Annotated in this window: 15 protein-coding genes; 8 read left to right on the top strand and 7 right to left on the bottom strand. The window is 55.8% G+C overall.

Going from position 1 to position 17,774, the window contains the following annotated elements; genetic code table 11:
• Positions 1-132: 132 nt before the first annotated feature.
• Complete coding sequence (locus GFER_RS00840) at positions 133-1,890, top strand: thiamine pyrophosphate-binding protein (RefSeq protein ID WP_074669545.1); 1,758 nt, start codon at positions 133-135, stop codon at positions 1,888-1,890.
• A gap of 60 nt (positions 1,891-1,950) precedes the next feature.
• Here GFER_RS00840 and GFER_RS00835 read toward each other — a convergent pair whose 3' ends face one another.
• The 5 genes from GFER_RS00835 to GFER_RS18965 form a co-directional block, all read right to left on the bottom strand.
• Positions 1,951-2,676, bottom strand: coding sequence for a citrate synthase family protein (locus GFER_RS00835; RefSeq protein WP_200889275.1), 726 nt, complete (start codon positions 2,674-2,676; stop codon positions 1,951-1,953).
• Between the two features lie 91 nt (positions 2,677-2,767).
• Positions 2,768-3,598 (bottom strand): citrate synthase family protein, encoded by an 831-nt coding sequence (locus tag GFER_RS00830; protein WP_040095218.1) that lies wholly within the window; start codon positions 3,596-3,598, stop codon positions 2,768-2,770.
• Positions 3,599-3,600: 2 nt separating this feature from the next.
• Positions 3,601-5,754 carry a TonB-dependent receptor plug domain-containing protein gene (locus GFER_RS00825; RefSeq protein WP_052445823.1) on the bottom strand — a complete coding sequence of 718 codons (2,154 nt, stop codon included), beginning with the start codon at positions 5,752-5,754 and terminating at the stop codon, positions 3,601-3,603.
• A 94-nt stretch (positions 5,755-5,848) separates the two neighbouring features.
• The gene (locus GFER_RS00820) at positions 5,849-7,495 is read right to left on the bottom strand and encodes a sensor histidine kinase (RefSeq protein ID WP_040095216.1); all 1,647 of its coding nucleotides are present in this window, start codon (positions 7,493-7,495) and stop codon (positions 5,849-5,851) included.
• Positions 7,496-7,505: 10 nt separating this feature from the next.
• Positions 7,506-8,219, bottom strand: a complete 714-nt coding sequence (locus GFER_RS18965; RefSeq protein WP_161807368.1) for a type 1 periplasmic-binding domain-containing protein — start codon at positions 8,217-8,219, stop codon at positions 7,506-7,508.
• Positions 8,220-8,716: 497 nt separating this feature from the next.
• Here GFER_RS18965 and GFER_RS00810 point away from each other — a divergent pair, with 497 nt between their 5' ends.
• The 4 genes from GFER_RS00810 (at position 8,717) to GFER_RS00795 (ending at position 13,263) form a co-directional block, all read left to right on the top strand.
• On the top strand, positions 8,717-9,349 hold the full coding sequence (locus GFER_RS00810; protein WP_040095215.1) for a hypothetical protein: 633 nt from the start codon (positions 8,717-8,719) through the stop codon (positions 9,347-9,349).
• A 254-nt stretch (positions 9,350-9,603) separates the two neighbouring features.
• Positions 9,604-10,956, top strand: a complete 1,353-nt coding sequence (nifE, locus tag GFER_RS00805; protein WP_040095212.1) for a nitrogenase iron-molybdenum cofactor biosynthesis protein NifE — start codon at positions 9,604-9,606, stop codon at positions 10,954-10,956.
• Entirely contained in the window at positions 10,944-12,239 is a 1,296-nt protein-coding gene (nifN, locus tag GFER_RS00800; protein ID WP_040095209.1) for a nitrogenase iron-molybdenum cofactor biosynthesis protein NifN, read from the top strand. The genes nifE and nifN overlap by 13 nt, the downstream gene beginning before the upstream one ends.
• A 7-nt stretch (positions 12,240-12,246) precedes the next feature.
• Entirely contained in the window at positions 12,247-13,263 is a 1,017-nt protein-coding gene (locus GFER_RS00795) for a nitrogen fixation protein NifQ (RefSeq protein ID WP_040095206.1), read from the top strand.
• A gap of 81 nt (positions 13,264-13,344) precedes the next feature.
• Here the strand turns inward: GFER_RS00795 and GFER_RS00790 are convergent, their stop codons facing one another.
• Together GFER_RS00790 and GFER_RS00785 are read right to left on the bottom strand one after the other, a co-directional pair.
• The gene (locus tag GFER_RS00790) at positions 13,345-14,037 is read right to left on the bottom strand and encodes a superoxide dismutase (protein ID WP_040095204.1); all 693 of its coding nucleotides are present in this window, start codon (positions 14,035-14,037) and stop codon (positions 13,345-13,347) included.
• A gap of 108 nt (positions 14,038-14,145) precedes the next feature.
• Complete coding sequence (locus GFER_RS00785; protein ID WP_040095202.1) at positions 14,146-15,462, bottom strand: protoporphyrinogen/coproporphyrinogen oxidase; 1,317 nt, start codon at positions 15,460-15,462, stop codon at positions 14,146-14,148.
• A gap of 160 nt (positions 15,463-15,622) precedes the next feature.
• Between GFER_RS00785 and GFER_RS00780 the strand changes: the two genes are divergently transcribed.
• From GFER_RS00780 to GFER_RS00770, 3 genes are all read left to right on the top strand, one after another.
• Positions 15,623-16,000, top strand: a complete 378-nt coding sequence (locus tag GFER_RS00780) for a hypothetical protein (protein WP_040095200.1) — start codon at positions 15,623-15,625, stop codon at positions 15,998-16,000.
• An 80-nt stretch (positions 16,001-16,080) separates the two neighbouring features.
• Positions 16,081-16,266 carry a hypothetical protein gene (locus GFER_RS00775; protein WP_040095197.1) on the top strand — a complete coding sequence of 62 codons (186 nt, stop codon included), beginning with the start codon at positions 16,081-16,083 and terminating at the stop codon, positions 16,264-16,266.
• Between the two features lie 235 nt (positions 16,267-16,501).
• Positions 16,502-17,740: a molybdopterin molybdotransferase MoeA gene (locus tag GFER_RS00770; RefSeq protein WP_040097082.1), complete on the top strand. Its 1,239-nt coding sequence runs from the start codon at positions 16,502-16,504 to the stop codon at positions 17,738-17,740.
• Positions 17,741-17,774 lie beyond the last annotated feature (34 nt).

The following is a 17,774-nucleotide window of genomic DNA, read 5'->3' as shown; positions in this document are numbered from 1 at the left end:
TGCAACGTCCGAAAGTGTTGCGGCAAATGTCTGAGCCGCAGGCGAGTTTTTGCCGCACGCGATGCCGCCGCGCTCCACGGTGCCTGCTGAACAGTTACCGTTGCTGATGGTCATTACATCGAGGAGAATTTTATGGGTGACTTCAGGGTATCAGAAATTGTCGACACACCACCTGTGACAGAACCTGCAAGACAACCCGAGTTAGGCGACCTGGTCGTTGAGTATCTGGAAGGCATCGGGGTCGAATATATTTTCGGAGTTCCCGGCGGCGCCATCGAACCCCTCTACAACGCCATGGCGCGCAGCGCTCGGCGCGGCGGGTTGCGCACCATCGTCGCCCGCCATGAGGCGGGGGCGGCGTTCATGGCCGACGGCTACGCCCGTGAAACAGGCAAACTCGGGGTGTGCTGCGCCACCACCGGGCCGGGTGCGACCAACCTCATCACCGGGGTGGCTTCGGCCTATTCCGACAACATTCCGATGCTGGTTCTGACCGCCCAGACCGCCCTGCCCCAATTCGGCAAAAGAACTTTGCAGGAATCCTCCTGCACGGCGGTCAATACAGTGGCCATGTTTCAATCATGCACCCGTTTCAGCAGCCTGGTGTCGCATCGCGGACAACTCGAAGGCAAACTTCTCTCCGCCATCCTCGCGACCCAGGGTCCACCCGCCGGGCCTGCCCATCTGAGTATTCCCATGGATGTATTGGCCTCACCCCGGCGCCTGCGCGCTGATGCCTATACCCCTTTGTTCAAAAGCCTGTTCAATAGTCACGACATGACCAATCAGCAGGCGATCGATGCTCTTTACGATGCCGTTGCAAAAAGTTCGCGCATTGTATTGGTGCTCGGTGAGGATTGCGGCGGCGCCATGTCTCCCATTACGGACTTTGCCGAAGCCACGAATGCCCATATCGTCAGCGGGCCCGCGGGCAAGCGCTGGGCAGACCATGACCACCCCCGGTATCACGGCGTGCTCGGCTTCGGAGGCCACGAAAGTGCCGCCCGGACCATCAATTGCGCAGAGGTGGATCTGATCCTGGCAGTCGGAACGCGCATGGATGAGTTGGCCTTCGGCAAACTCGGGAAAAGCAAAGCATTTCAGGAAAAACTGATCCAGATCGATGTGACTGCCGAAAACTTCTATCTTGCGCCTCTTGCGCACCTGCATGTCTGCGGCACCATTGATACTATCTTTCGCGCCCTCAATGAGCGCCTGCAAAAAGAACATCGTCAGCGGTTTCGCCTCGTGTATGCCCGCTGTGCCCCTCATCACTTGACCCTCAACGAACCAGAAAAATTTCATTCCGATGCCGTCCCTATCAAGCCACAGCGGCTAATGCGTGATTTGCCGATCAGATTTCCCGCCTCTACACGATTCATCATCGATGCGGGCAGTTGCTGGGCCTGGTCGATGCACTATCTTCTGCCTAAAAGCCAAGGGCTTTACCGTATCGCAATGGGTTTCGGCGCAATGGGTTGGGGCATAGGGGCGGCCGTCGGCACCGCGGTTGGTTGTCCGACCGAACCTGTGGTCTGCCTTACTGGAGACGGTAGTTGGCTGATGAGTGGCCAGGAACTAACCGTTGCAGTGATGGAAAAATTGCCCGTTATCTATGTCGTGCTTAACGATCAAGCTCTGGGGACGATCAAGCACGGACAACGTCTAGGAGGGGCCGAACCCGTGGGTTTCGAGTTGCCGCCGGTGGATTTCGCACAGATGGCCCGCGCCATGGGGGCTGTTGGCCTCAACATCCACACCATGGAGGATTTCGACAACCTCGATTTCGATGCACTTTGCCGCCGATCCGGTCCGACTGTTCTCGACGTACAGATCGATCCCGAAGAGGTTCAACCCATGGGTTTTCGCATGAAGACGCTGGAAAGATAAAAAAAACAAAAACTCAAACGGCCAGGGAAAAATCCTTAGTCGTTCGTCGTTTGAACTGGATTAACGCTCGTCCGGCAATGGCACCGGCCGCGGTGGCGGGCCCTGATAGTCAATGTCTTCACAACGCATCGGCAAAAAAGATTCTGGAGGTCGTTCGAAAGTATCGACGTAGCAGGCTGTAACGCCACTGGTCACAAGTACCGCGCACACCTGATAGGCCTCCTGCGCCGTCAAACCCTGATCGGCCAGAAAAGCACAGATGTAGCCGTTAAAGTTCATGGCCTCATCAAAATCCTCAAGCAAAACTTTCTCAATCTCCAAAGCCAAGGAAAGATGTTCTCCGACAGGAAACCCTAGGCGTTTCTGGATATTGAAAAATTCAGCCAAGCGTTCATCGCCTTTGGCTATTGGTCGGGAATATCCCATAAATTTCGGTTTGCCACCATGGCGGGCACACTCTTCCGCCACGATGTATTTTACACTTTTGCCCTTCCTTGCGCCCTTGAAGACCCGTTCGATAAAAGCGAAACCTTCAAGAATGGTTCCTTGACCATAGGCACGAGAATCCGCTGCCAATATTCCTGCAACCGTCGCGGCAACCACCGACGAACGCATGGTGCCTCCTAGAGCGCCAATCTGGTTGCACCAGATACGTGCATCAGGCCAACTCAGCCCGACGTGCATGGCTTCGAACCAATCTGCCAGGGGTTTTTCAACCAGTCGCCCGATGGCATTGAGAATCAGAACCTGGAAAAAGGAAACCTTTCCCATGAGGTCCTTGTTCATCTCAAAGCCATGAGAGAAAACACCCTTTCCCATGACCCACCCTCCCTTAAGGGAGTGTATCTTGCCACGGCGTTCGTCCCAATAGCGGGTATCAGTGGCCATCGGAATCCACCTCGATGAAATAGTTTTCGTCGGACGGAAAAGGAAGGGCAGTCAAGGGTTTGTTGACCATTTCCAGGCCATGGGCGAGCAAACCTGGAGCTTGAAAGTATTGGAAAAGCCCGGCTCCTGCCCTGGGGTGGAAACCTATATCCGCCAACACCGCTGCTGCCACACCTGGAAACTGCCAGCCTATTTCATAGGGGCGAAGGATTTCCGAGAAGGAACATCCCCACAAAAGCGCTTTGCCTGCGCCGGGAAGTCGGCTCAATTGATCAGCTAGTTTCCTTGGCATCTCATCTATACCGCCAAACCGGCTACCAAAACCCGGGACGGGATGCCAATCACCCTCAGTTGGCCGTTTTTCCCTTTGAAGCAATTCGCAACAAACGATTTTCGGATCACGCTTTGCGGCCTGGCGAAAAAAACGCATGGCTGGTTCAATACAGCCGGCGCCTTGGTGGGCGCCTCCCATAATGCTCAAAGATATGGGCAGAATGTGAGCGGGATTTGTTTTTCCGACCCCGGCATGCATGGCGGCGCGAGTTGCCGGATGACGAGGACCGGGATTGATGAGACCGATCATCAACTTTTCCAAGATTTGAGATTGATCGCCGGTTGGCAGTTCCCCGCGAAATAGCAAAAACAGGACATCAATGAAGCTGCGCTTTTCCATTAGCTCATGAAGATCGTAACCATGACAGCGAAGAGCCGATGCAAGGTAAGGATTCTCTTCGCTGGATTGTTCCTCCCAAACCCTTGTTGCTGGGCGCTGGGCAAAGATTTGCTCACGACTGGTAATGTTCTCATGTTTTGATTTCATGTTCAGAACCTGTAACTGATTTCGGCCCACGCTTGGCGGCCCTCAAGGGGGTAGTCACCGGCAATGACTGAGCTGCTCGGCTCGCGAGCATCCTCGTCAAAAATATTGCGCACCGCGAAGGCCGTGTCGAATAGTCCAAAAATACGATTTTTTCTAATAATCACATCAACCAGAGAATAGTTGTCTATAACCCCTCGAGGGTCGCTTATGGCACGTTTACGGCTTCCGATCCATCGATATTGAGGGCAAATCTCCCACTCTGGAAGAAATTCCCATTTCGCCGCTAAATAAACCATTTGCCCAGGTGCATCCGCAATCCTTTGCTTCGTTTCCACGTCTTTGGAACGCTGCCAGGCATAATACCCCTGCAATCGCAGTGTATCGAGAGCCCGCCAATCCATTTCCAGTTCAAACCCATACCCGTCTTGATCCCGGGCATTCTGCGCCGTCCGGGTAGTTCCTCCGGGATCGGCAGCAAACTCAATTAAATCCCTGGCGCGATAAGCAAACACGGAAAGATTTGTCTGTAAATCAAACGTGGGCCTGTAGTCAAAGGAAAGTTCGAGGGTATCGATTGTTTCAGGATCCAAATCGGGATTACCCAAGCCCACAGGATTGTTAATGGAGAACTGTTCACTGAATGAAGGAGCGCGAAACGCTCGGCCATATAGAATTTTCGCGGTCAGATCGTGGCGAGTGGCCCAAACCAAAGCGAGTCGCGGATTTACCGTGTCGCCAAAGTCCGAATAATGATCATAACGAACACCAGCGGTCAGTTCCCAATTGGGCACAAATTGCCATTCGTCCTGCAGCGACAGATACCAGACGGTGCGTGAAGCATCACGCAAAAAGACAAATTCGGTGTTTGTTATGTTCGTTAACGTACCATCAACGACCGGTCTGGTTCCATCGATAACGCCAGGACCAAAATTTTTTTCTTCTTTTTCAAGCTTGAATCTAAAGCTTTTGACACCAGCACCAATTCGCCAGCGATGATCGGCCATGCCGGTGTAAACCGCGGCGAAATCGATGCCGCCGCCGTCTTCCTCACCCACGGGTTTACCGATCATTCCCTCGGTAAACAACACGGAATTGGCGGTTTCGGAAAAACTCAGATTGCCATCGCTTCCTATGGGGAGAATAGCGCCCGGCGGAAACGCCACAAACCGGCTTTCGCTGTCACGATGCAGATAATGTGCATTAAGACGGAAGTCCCAATCCGCAACGAGATCAGCTGTGGAATAGGTTAAATCCACGAGATGCTGAGTCAGACTTTCCTCGCCCACGGGATCTAACGCCAGGGCACTGCCCGCCCCCAGCCCGGCATCCTGTTGCCGCCAAAGCCAATAGCGCAACTGCCAGTTATCACGACTCAGATTCAAATGCGTATCGAGCACATCATAACGGGTACTCAGGGCCCCAGGGGCAAGTGAAGCGTTCGTGTTAAAACGGTTATCGATAATGGTCTGTTGATCCGCTGCAATCCGACGGTCCCGGTCGCCGGCGCTTTTTTGCCATTCCAGAGAGAAAGCAAGGTCCCATTCACCGTACGGTCTGCCATGTTGAAGCCATAGATCTTGGGTATCAAACGATCCTGCCCGACCTCCGATCTCAGTGCCCTGAATGTCGGAGGCATCCTTGGTAATGATATTGATCACCCCGCCAAAAGCATCGGCGCCATAGACCGCCGAGCCGGGGCCGCGAATAACCTCCACCCGAGCAATGGCGTTCACTGGCAGACGGAAATGAAAGGGCCGTCCCCCGGAGAAATGAGGGAAAGGAATACCATTCATCAACACCAGCACTTGAGGATTGAAGCTGGTGTGAATCCCGCGGATGGAGTAGATCGAGTCAAGACGTCCTTGAGTGGACGGCACCACATGCAGCCCGGCCACGGTTTCCAGCACCTCGTCGAGATTACGCGCGCCCATGGCCTTGATTTCCGCGGAGGTAATCACCGTGGCCACGGCCGGTGCCTTGTAGATCGGTTTGCGGCTGCCGGTGGCAATGGTGATAAAGGCTTCGTCGCCGTAAAAATCACGCATCTCCTGAAGCATGGGGGATTCGGGGTCCAACCCCTCCAGTGCTTGCGCCGAACCGCTCCAAGGCAGGGATAGGAGGACCGTCAGCCCCAGGCACATCAACCCATTACGCATGAATTTACCTCCTTTTGCACTGGCTGCGCCACTCCCCTTCATTGCTGCAAATGACGGATTAACTCTTTCAGAGGTCCAGTCACTGCATCCATCTTCACTGCAAACCATCTCCCGATTCGAACAGAGTCGTATCAAAACTTAACTGTTCCTCACCTGCCTGAGCCGGCGCATCCCCGGCGACAGAAACAGGCAGGGGAATATAAATGGTAAAGGTCGAGCCGCGGCCTGGTTCACTCTGCACATCGATGGTTCCCCCCATCATTTCACAGAACCGCTTGGTGATGGTAAGACCAAGCCCCGTGCCCTCAAACTTGCGGGTGTAGCTGCCATCGACTTGTCGGAATTCTTCAAAAATCATGCGTTGCTGCTCCAACGTCAGACCGATGCCGGTATCGGCCACCAGGATTTTCAACAACCGCGGCGTCTGCGCCACCTTAAGCGCTATTGTGCCGGAAGTGGTAAACTTGGCGGCGTTACTGAGCAGATTGAGCAGGGACTGGAGAAGCTTTTCACGGTCGATTTCAACATCCGCTTCGGCATGGATATCCAGCGAGAGACGATTATCGTTTGTTGCCAGCAGGGGTTGCATCGTTTCAACGGCATCCTTGACCAAAACATGCAAATCCACGCTCTGTAACCGCACCTCCATGCGACCCGCTTCGGCCTTGGCCAACAGTAAAATATCATTGATCAGCGACAACAGGCGGTTGGCGTTGTGAATCACCCGCTCAAGTTCCTGAGCACTTGCATCCATGCCTTCCATTTCCAGATCTTCACGGACCACGTCGGCGTAGCCGATGATCGCCTGCAAAGGGGTACGCAGTTCGTGACTGATGCTGGAGAGAAACTCGGATTTGTAGCGATTGGCGCTCAAGGCGGCATCACGGGCCTGCACAAGTTCGCGAGTGCGCAGCGCCACCTCGGTCTGGAGAACCGCCTTGTGCTGGCGCAGTCCCCGGTCGCGCTCCTGCAAACTGGTCATCATGCGGTTGAACACGCCGGCCATGTGGGTGATTTCTTCAGGTCCTTTGAGATCGGCAAACACATAACCGTTTTTTTCTTCGGCTTCGCGCATGAGCGCCGATAATTCATCCAGCGGTCGCAATAAGCGTTTGATGCCGATATTCAGGCCGAACACAATGACTGCGGCAAAAGACAAGCCGATAATCAGGTTGTTGATGAAAATATCCATATTGAGGGTATGCAGGGCTCGCTTGTTCATGGTCACGTAGGCAAACCCGAGAAGTTCTTTAGGCGGCGCCTCCAAATCGAAGGGAGATTCTGTGGGATTTAACATTTCGCTGGAAGAACCTGCGTAAACCGGCGATACAAAATGCCAGGAAAAAGGCGTTTCGCGGGCCAGGGCGGGGACCCCGCCCGCTGCGATGCGTCGCACGGGTGGCAGGGACGCGTGATCGGCACCGACGATAAGCAGAGCCCGGCCGTCCGGATCAAAGATTCCGGCATAATCGACATGGGGAAATCCCATGATGGCCAGCAGAGGTTTTTCAGCGTTCTCGCGACTACCGAACAGAAGAGCCAGCGCGCTTTGTCCGGCAAGAGTATCCGTCACCTGAAGCCCCTGGGCCACCATCTGCGCACGGGTTCGATTACCACTCACCCAGGCCGTCATCAGGGCGGCAGTCAAAGCCAGGCAGAGAATTCCCAATGTCACGATCCCCAGAAGGCGTGTGCGGAAACTGGAAAATAATTTTCGTTTCTCGGCGAAAGCGCGCATCATTACCAAATCTTCAACGGGTTGGGAAAACCAGATCAAATCTCTCTTGCTGGCGCGGGGTGAAACGCAACCCAAGATGAAATGCCGTACGCAGGTTAACGGCCAACTGCACATCGGCCAGCGGAACAATTCCGGTGGATTGCTGACCTGAAGTGGCCATCCGCGCCAGACTTTGTCCCATGGCGAAATGCTCGGGAAAAACGGTAAAAAGAACCCCACGTTGAGCATGTGCGGGCTTGCTTGAAAAAACCACAAGTCCTCTTTCGAGCGATCCCTGCAGAACCAGTGGCAGTACCAGCTCATCATCGGCTGTGATGTTATCCAGAGGTAGCCAGATTGCTTGTGACGGACCGCGCAACGTTTGCAGCAAGTTGCGATATTCATGCACCGCCTCGCGCAGATCCTGAACCCGGTAAGCGGTAAAATCCAGCCCCTGAGCGGCAGCAGCGGACTCAGCCCAGGGGATCAACCAGGCATTGACCTCGGAATAGACGACATGAATATCTCTGACCTTGGGCGCCAGTTCTCTGAGATGCCGGAACAAGACTTCTGGAGCGGGGGACAGGCTGATGCCGGAAAGGCCTTGTACCGCGGCAGGCAATGCGCCGACGATAATTTTTGAGGGTCCCTTCAGGACTTGCGCGGCCCGCGCGCCTTGACGACCCAGAACAATAACCGAATCAACCTGTTCAGCCTCAAGCCAGGCATCAAGGGCCTTGGTATCCAAATTTTCAGGCAGGGAAAAGGATCGGACGCTGAGACCTGGATCAGACTCAACACCTCTGAGAATGCTTTGGAATACAGAAAGAAAGGGTTCTTGAACCTGAGGATAGAGCACGGCAACCCTGGCTTGCGCCCAGCAGGTGCCGGTCACCGGAAAAAACAGAAAAACCCATAAGAAAATGAGCAAAAACAGTGAAGAAAGCCGGCGTCGAAACATCAATCCACTCGGGGTTCGGAACCCAGGTCAGATAGGGCAGATTTTGAAAAATTCAAAATTTTTCTTAATGTCTCACAATGAAGTCCTATAGGTCAATCATTCAAACGACCTAAAGGAAAGTTTATTTCAAGATTCCAACGTTAATGATAACTCCCTTTGATTCCAGGGAAAATCTCCCTTTTCTGATTTTTTTTAACTAAGGGCATAATTCCAGCCTATTATCCCTGCGGACAAATAAATTTATGGTATTGTTTTGCATGAAACTTCAACCTGAGGAGACTCTTATGAGAAAAAGTATCATTTTTGTTCTGGCAATTCTTTTATTCCTGCCCCTCGGCGTCTCGGCCAAAGTCTATGAAATTCGCAGCGACTTGGCCGTAGTGCTGCCCGAACTCCCCGAACCCTGGGTTGTCTCGACCGAAGCGAGCCCGACCCTGGTGGAGCATCTTGCCGAACACCTGCTGGAAGATGCGGAAAGAGCCGGACGCAGCCTCTCCCAGGAGGAAGCCCTGAGGGGAGCGCGCCAGCGTCTGGCGAGTAACGATCTGCTGATTTTCAATGAGCAAAGCGAAGCCCACGTGCTGATCAGCTTCTCCCCCATCGGCCGCAGACAGTCCGATCCCTCTGCCGACTCGGTAGCCCTTTCGGCCCGCTATGCCGCCGAAGGCGTCTCGGACGAAGGATGGACCAAAGTTTCCGAGGAGCACCGCGCGACTCAGGTCAAAGGCGCGCAACAGGCTCAGTATTTCAAGATCGATTACACTGAAGATGGCGAAGAGCACCTGTTCATGGGCATCGTTGGATACGCTCGGCCTTACTGGTTCTGGGTCTATGCCAACGACCACCTGAAAGATCCTCTTGACCGCCCGACTCTCGATAATATTTTGAGCACCATTGAAATCCGCGTCAGTCGCTGACGTTTTCTGCAAATCCTGCATAAAATCTCAGGCCCCTGACCGGTTATGCGGTCAGGGGCCTGCTGCATCCAAATGCCCAATTAATGGGCTCTCTGCCTGAATTTTCTCCAGCTTTACACCCCACCCCCCTCGAAATTCCTCAAAAAAGCCTTTGATCCGTTCTGGCGAACCTCTTGCAGATACACTGATTCAGCAGTCACAACAGGGATTCGAGCCCATGCTGTCCGGCAGCCTTCAATAGAAAGGATTAGGTTTTGGGAAAAAAGCCGAAAATCAAGGAGCTTCTCGTTGAAAGCGCCTGTGCGCACAGCCCCACTAAAAAAAGCGCCTGCAACACGCAGACTCCCGGTGCCACGACCGGCGGTTGTGCTTTTGAAGGTGCGCAAATATCTCTTTTCCCCTACGCCGATGCCGTGCATCTGGTCCATGGTCCCATTACCTGCCTCGGCGCGTCCTGGGAGACCCGCGCCACGCCCACCAGCTATTCCGGTCGAGACTTTACGCAGATGGGTTTCACCACGGACATCTCGACCAACGATGTGGTGTTCGGCGGCGAAGACAAACTGCGCGACGCCATTGCCTACATCATGCAGCATTATGCGCCTGAGGCCATCCTCGTCTATGCCACCTGCGTGACCGCCCTGATCGGTGATGACATCGATGCCGTGTGTCGCCAGGCGCAAAACACCTATGGGATTCCCATGGTTCCGGTGCATGCACCGGGCTTTGTCGGCAGCAAGAATCTCGGCAGCCGCCTTGGCGGCGAAGCCGTTCTGGCCAGCCTGGTGGGAACCCGTGAACCTGAAAAAACCACCCCTTTCGACATCAACCTGATTGGTGAATACAACGTCACCGGTGATATGTGGCAATATACGCCCCTGCTCGAAGAACTCGGCATTCGTGTGCTCGCCACCCTGAGCGGCGATGGCCGCATCGCCGATATCCGCACCGCCCACCGCGCCCGACTCAACGTCATCGTCTGCGCCAAGTCGCTGATATCCCTGACTCGCAAGATGCAGGAGCAATACGGCATTCCCTTCATTTCCCTCTCCTTCTACGGAAAGCGCGACACCAGCAACGGATTGCTCGCCCTTGCCGAGGCCCTGGGCGATAAAGACCTGTGCGAGCGAACCCGCATCCTGGTGACCCGCGAGGAGGCCTGGCTGGATGAGAAGCTTGCCCCCTACCGCCGCCTCTTTCAAGGCAAGAAGGCGATTTTAAACACCGGCGGCAACAAATCCTGGTCCATTGCTTCGGCATTGCAGGATCTGGGCGTCGAGGTCGTGGCCACCTCGGTGCGCAAGGCGACGGAAGACGACAAGGAAAAAGCTCGGCAGTACCTGGGAGAAAATGGGGTATTGATGACCAACCCAGGCACCGAACAGGCACAGATCATCGACCGGACCGGCGCCCATCTGCTCTTGGCTGGAGGCCGCAGCCTCTACACGGCGATCAAGAAACGCATCGCCTTTATCGACGTCAACCAGGAGAAAAAAAAGAGCTACGGCGGCTACAAAGGTCTGCTCAACCTCGCAGAGGATGTCAAAAACGCCCTGGAGAATCCGGTCTTCACCATCGTCGCAAAGGAGGCACCATGGGAGAAGTAACACGTAAAGCCAATAAGCCTCTACAGATCAACCCCATTAAGCTCTCCCAACCCATGGGCGCGGCGCTGGCGTTTCTTGGGGTCAATCGGTGCATGCCGCTGATGCACGGCGCCCTGGGTTGCGCATCCTTTACCAAGGTGTTTCTGACACGTCATTTCAGCGAACCCATCGCCATTCAAACCACCGCTGTAACCGACATTACCGCGATTCTCGATGGCGGCGATTACAACATCGTTGAAGCGGTGAAAAACATCACGGCCAAGGTGTCTCCCCGCCTGGTCGGACTGCACACCACGGGGCTTACCGAAACCAAGGGCGACGACATTGCGGGCGTCGCCGCAAAAATCGATGTTCCCCTGGTGCATGTCAATACCCCCGACTACGAGGGCGGCCTGGAAAGCGGCTGGGCCTTGGCGACCCGCGCCCTGATTCGACAACTGGTTCGTCCGACGACAGAGATCAAACCTGGCAAGCTGGTGCTTCTACCCCACGTCGGCCTGCAGCCCATCGAGGTCGAGAAAATCAAGGATTTCATCACCCTGTTCGGCTTTGAAGTTCATGCCCTGCCCGATCTTTCCACCTCTCTGGACGGACACCTCGGGCAAAAACAAGGCGCCCTCAGCGGCGGCGGCATCGAGGTGGAAGACATCAAGAACCTTGCAGAAGCGGGCCTGGTGGTCACCGTCGGCGCCTCGATGAAGCCCTGCGGCGCGGCTTTTCTGGAAAAAAATCCCGGCGCCGCGGCCTTTCATTTCGACCACCTCCAGGGCCTGGAAGCCACCGATGCCCTGGTCGCGATGCTGCTCGCGCAGAGCGCGACGCAGGTTCCTCATCCGTCCGTGGTACGCTGGCGTCTGCGCCTCCAGGATGCGCTTCTCGATAGCCATTTTGCCCTTGGCCAAACACGCTTTCTGGTGGCCGGTGATCCTGATCAGATCGCCGGCATCTGCCAGGCACTCCATGAAGCGGGAGGACGCGTTGCCCTGGCGGTGGCCAGCGTCGACTCACCTCAACTCACAGAGATCAAGGCCGCCCGGATTCTGGTTGGTGATTTGCAAGACGCCGAAATTCTGCACGACGAATACGACATGATCCTCGGCAACTTTCATTGCGAAGCGTTGGCTGACAGATATCGAAAGGGGCTTGTGTTGAGGGGCTTTCCCAATTGGGAGCAGGTAGGAAATCAACTGAAAAACGATGTGCTCTACGAGGGCGGAAGTTATTTTCTCTTTGAAGCGGCCAACGCCGCCGAACACATGAGAACACATTTCGCAAAAGGGTAAAAAAACCATGTCCGGTTATACCGAAACCATCCGCCGCTGGGCGGCCGACAACCGACGCGCCGGCACCCTGCCCGACGCCGACGGCATCGGCGAAGTCGGCCTGGGCGAAGACGAGGCCGGCAAACGGTTGGCGGCGCGGTTTTTCCTGCGCATCCGCGAGGATCGTATTGAGGAATTGCGCTACCAGGTTTTCGGCTGCGGTTTCTCCATGGCCGCCTGTGCCGCGGCAGCCGAACTGGCCCTGCACCGCACCCCGAATGAAGCCTCGAGGCTTTCCCGCATCGAAGTGGAAAAACTGCTCGGCGGGCTGCCACAAGAACGCGGCTATTGCTCCGAACTGGCGGTGGAAGCATTGCACGCCGCGGTGGATGCCGCTCGGGTCGACAGCCGCCGGATTGAGAAAATTCTGCCCCCCCAAGAAGCACACGGCCCACGTGTGACGGCGGCGGATCCTTTGTACCGCACCCTGATGGACAGCCCCTGTCCTGCCCACGTCGATGCGCACGACCGCCACCTGTTCACCTGTCTGTTGTGCGTAGCGACAGAGGAATCTCAGCAGCCGGCCACCGCTCTCGGCCTGAGCAACGAGGATTTTGAGGACATTCTCAACACCTTATTTCCCGACATCCCTCCGGGCCTTCTCGGCGATTATGTAACGGCCGCCCCGCACCTGGCGCCGGAACAATCTGACGATATTCTTGCACTGCTGATGGCTCACATCCCCAATAACAGCAGTGGAACGCAGTACAAAATGGCTCGCTGGCTGGTACGAATCCTCACGGCGCGCGCCGCCCGTCCCGGTCACCTGTGGGTCGCCATGGGGCTTTTTGAGCGCCCCCAGCTCAGCGCCGCCATCGCCCGCCATCTGCCGTCCCTCGCAGCAGCCAACCATCAGGGCATGCGCTGGAAACGCTACCTTTACAAGCAGGTGTGCGAACAGCAAGGCGGGCGCCTGTGCAAGGCGCCCGCCTGTGGTCTGTGCAGCGATTACGCAATGTGCTTTCCTCATCCCTCGAGCGGTTAATTCGGGCCTGCGTCGACGCGCCTTGCCAGCAAGCAGGCAAGATTGCTCAGAATTATCTGAACGGACTAACTGCACGAGGCACTAGCGAAGAGCTTCCGCATAGCGGCGATTGACTTCGTTCCAGTTCACCAGGTTCCACCAGAAATCAAGGTAGGCGCCCCGGCGGTTCTGATAGCTCAGATAATAGGCGTGTTCCCAGACATCGAGGGCGAGAATCGGGGTTCCCTTGACTTCGGCGATGTCCATGAGCGGGTTGTCCTGATTCGCCGTCGAGGTGACCGCCAGTTCCTTGTCCGCCGTAACGATCAGCCAGGCCCAACCCGAGCCGAAGCGCGTCGCGCCCGCCTGATTGAATTGCTTTTTCATCTCGTCCATGGTGCCGAAGGCCTTATCAATGGCCTTGACCAACTCGGAAGAGGGTTCGCCACCCTGCCCCGGCGGTGCCATCACCTTCCAGAACAAATCGTGGTTGTAATGCCCCCCGCCATTGTTGCGTACCGCCGCGCTGAAGGTCGAGATTTTCCCCATCATCTCTTCCAGGGACATGCCTTCAAGCTGCGGAAAGTTTTTCACCTGGGCATTGAGATTGTTGATGTAGGCCTGGTGGTGAAGACCGTGGTGGATCTCCATGGTCATTTTATCGATATAGGGCTCAAGGGCGTCAGATGCATAAGGCAGGGGTTCAAGGGAAAAGGGCTTGGCGAAGGCAGTCGCGGCGACAAGCGGCACCACACACAAAAAAACGACCGATAATACGAATTTACGACCGAACATGACGAACCTCCCTGACGAAAGAAATAATGGCGGATTAAAGCACCGTGCTTGGTCATTCAAGCAGATTTTTTGCGAATTACAAGCAAGTCCCACCAAATCTGCGGCGTATCAATCACCCTTGGCCGCAATTGTTCGCGCCGCCCATAAACCGCTTTCAACGGCACCCTCCACGTTCGGTGCGCCCATGTAATCTCCGGCCATTAAAACCCGGCCGCGCGAACCTTGGGCGCGATAGGCCTGCAGATCGCGACAACGTCCGACGGAAGTTCCCGCGCAAGCCTCGCGCCAACGGTAGGCGCGCACCATATCGAGGCGTGCCTTGAGACCAGGATAGTAGGATTCGAGTTCAGGAACGACCTCGGCAAGAATATCGCTTAAGGGTGCATCGAGCAGGCGCTGTGACGCAGCGCCGCTGAGCATCACGGTAAGCATTTCTCCACGATCGACATGAATGGGACATTTTCGCGACGCCAAGATGACGCTGCCAAGGATGCGACGCTCGCGGCGCGGAATCATGATGGCGTGAACGTCACTCGGCATCGGGCTCTTGGGCAGACCGTCGGGTATCAGCAGGGACAGGGCCACAGCCGAAGAATAAGGCGTCAGCAACAACCTGCGCTCAACCTCATCGACGGGCGCATAAAGTGCCTGCGCTACGGGTGCCGGTACAGCAAGCACGACATAGTCGGCGGAAAAGCAGGCCTCGGCCGTGCGAACCACGACCTGATCGGCCTCGACCTCAATCTCTTCAACGGCAGAGCGCAAATGAACCTCAAGCGTTTTTGCCAAGGCCTCGGCAAAGTCCTCCATGCCCCCAAGAAGAACGCGGGGCTGCTTGCCGCGCCCGCCGAAATTCCACAACAGCATGGCCAGGGCACGCGACAGATCTTCCGGCTCCTGAAAATAGAACCCTTGCAGCATGGGCTCAAAAATGTAATCGAGAATCTGAGGATTAAACTGGCGAATAAGCCACTGATCGGCCACCTCGTCATCAAAATCCGCCCAGCGGGAGAAATCATCAAGGGGCAAGGCACTGGTTGCCTTGAACATCTGCCGCGATCCGTTGGCGAGAACCAAGGCGTCGGACATCCCCAAAAGGCCGCTGGTGTTCACGCTCCATGGACGATCGGAACTCACCGCCCGCCCCTTGCCGTCGTGAACCACCGCAGTCCACGGGCTGGCTGGGCGTAATTCGTCGCGCAAGTCTAACTCATCGATCAGCCGGCAAACATTGACATAACCATCCGAGAGAAACTGCGCACCCCGATCGAGCACGCAATCTTCGACGAAATCGCTACTGGCGCGACCGCCGACGCGGCTGCCCGCCTCCAGCACTCTGACCTCAAAACCCTGATTGCGCAAAGCATACCCGGCACTCAAGCCAGCCATGCCCGCGCCCACAACCACGATGGACTTTTTTCTCATCACTCCCCCAGGAAATTTTCAACACAAAATGTTTTCCGTCTCAGAAGGATAACAGGCAGTTGTCCCCCGCGCATCGCCTTTTTCCCATAAACTTCCTGCGCTTTGGCACGAATACGTTAAAATAGAACGGTGGAGATCGTAAACCAGTGAGAGTTCAGATATGAACAAGGACAATGTTCTCAATGTACTTGAACAATCCGCCGACAAAACCCAGAACTTTCTCGCAGCCTGGAAACGCGGAGTCGATTTTCTCGGTGGGCATCTTTTCGGACCGGCAACCACGCAAGAGGCGCGCGACAAGGATCAACTGCGCCCCCTGCGTGACCAGGTTGAAGAGGTATTCGCCCGGGAGAGCGGAGGGGAAGAGCAGCTTCTGGCAGCCATGGTGAGTTTTTATGACCCGGCCTGGGGTGAGGAGTTGGCGGCGCGCATTGACTGTTACAAATCTTTTTGCGGGCTGACCTTCAACCTTGATCACGAACGAGTCGAGGTCTTGTGCGAACTGTTACGCAATTTTGAAGGATGGAGCGAACTCTGAACTTTTTATGGCCCACCATTTGCATTAAGACATATGATGCTCCACGCCACTTTTTCCGCTCGACCAAGGAGACCTGTCTTATGCGCCTCGATTTTACCCTCGACCAAATCCTAGGCCGCAATCCACGTGAGGTCAGCCGCCTGTTCAAATCCCTCGGCCTCGACCCCGATCGGCCCTATCGTGCTCAAATTACTCTCAACAACGTCATCATTGAACAGGATACATTTTCGGAGGAAAAGACTGGCGGCAGGCACGCTCTCGAATAGCGGTTCCTGAATATCTCCTGCCAAGCAAATTTGCTTTACGTTCGCCTGCGCCAACCGCGGCACAGTCTCAGCGATATGGCACATCTTTTTGACTTATCCTGAGGTGTTGCTTGCTGCCTTGCGCTTGCACCCCGCCCCTTGGTTGTTCTTTTTTTATCTCAAGGACAAAAATTTTTCATCTTTCCGACTTTTTCTGTATAATTACATTCTTATCAGAATATTATCGGAGTTTTTCATGAGTAGTCGTTTTCTTTCGACCTTGACCCGTGCCGAATTCACCAAGCTTTTGCAACAATTCAACGCCACACCTGATGAATCCATCGCTTTTTCCGAATCCCTCGATCGGATTCTTGCCGCCGACCTCACCGCCTGCGAGGATTTGCCGGCCGGAGACCGCTCCTGCATGGACGGCTATGCCCTGGCCGCGGCCGATACCTTCGGCGCCGGCGAAGGCAATCCGGCCTACCTTGAATGCCGCCATTGCATTGAGGTCAATGTTTTTCCGAACTTTAGCCTGCAACCCGGTGAATGCGCCTGGATTCCCACCGGCGGTTTTCTGCCGCCCGGCGCCGACAGCGTGGTCATGGTCGAATATACGCATGATATCGGCGACGGCACCATCGAAGTGCGGCGCAGCCTGGCTCCCGGAGAGAACCTCATGTTTCGCGGCGAGGACGCGCGCAAGGGCTCTCCCCTGCTGAAACGAGGCACGCGCTTGCGCGTTCCCGAAATGGGGCTGCTGGCAGCCCTGGGCCTGACGCAAATCCGCGTGCATCGGCGACCACGCGTCGCCATCTTATCGACCGGCGATGAAATTGTACCGGTGGAGGCACAACCGCGGCCCGGTGAAATGCGTGACGTCAACTCGCACGCTGTTGCCGCCATGGTGATGCAAGCCGGGGGTGTCGTCGAACCGCTTGGAATCGTTCGCGATGATCTTGAGGCTTTGCGCGACGCTCTGGAGCGCGGACTGAAAAACAGCGATGCTCTCCTTTTGTCCGGTGGCAGCTCCAAGGGAACCCGTGATCACACCCTGGACGCCATCGCGCAACTGCCGGGGGCACAGATTCTGGCTCACGGCGTCGCCATGGCGCCCGGTAAGCCGACGATCCTCGCTCGGGTCGGCGCTAAACCCATCCTCGGGCTGCCCGGACAAGTCGGCTCGGCGCAGATCGTGATGCTGGTACTGGGCCAACCCCTGGTGCGGCATCTGGCCGGTGACGGCCGTGCTTTTGACGAGAGCCGCAGGTCACTGCGGCGCGCCCTTCTCACCCGTAATGTCCCCTCCAGCCAAGGCCGCGAAGATTATCTGCGGGTGCGCCTGGAAGAAACGGCGGACGGCCTGCTCGCCCATCCCGTCATGGGCAAGTCGGGCCTGTTGCGCACCCTGTTGCACAGCGATGCTCTGCTGGTCATCTCTGCGGAAACTGAAGGTTTACTCGAAGGCCGCCCGGTGGATGTCTGGCTGATTTGATTTTCTCCTCATTTACCCACATTTTCTTGCGGTT

It is taken from the genome of Geoalkalibacter ferrihydriticus DSM 17813, from assembly GCF_000820505.1.
GTDB lineage: Bacteria > Desulfobacterota > Desulfuromonadia > Desulfuromonadales > Geoalkalibacteraceae > Geoalkalibacter > Geoalkalibacter ferrihydriticus.
Note: the sequence above shows the minus strand (reverse complement) of the source record. Positions and strands in the feature narration are given on the sequence as shown.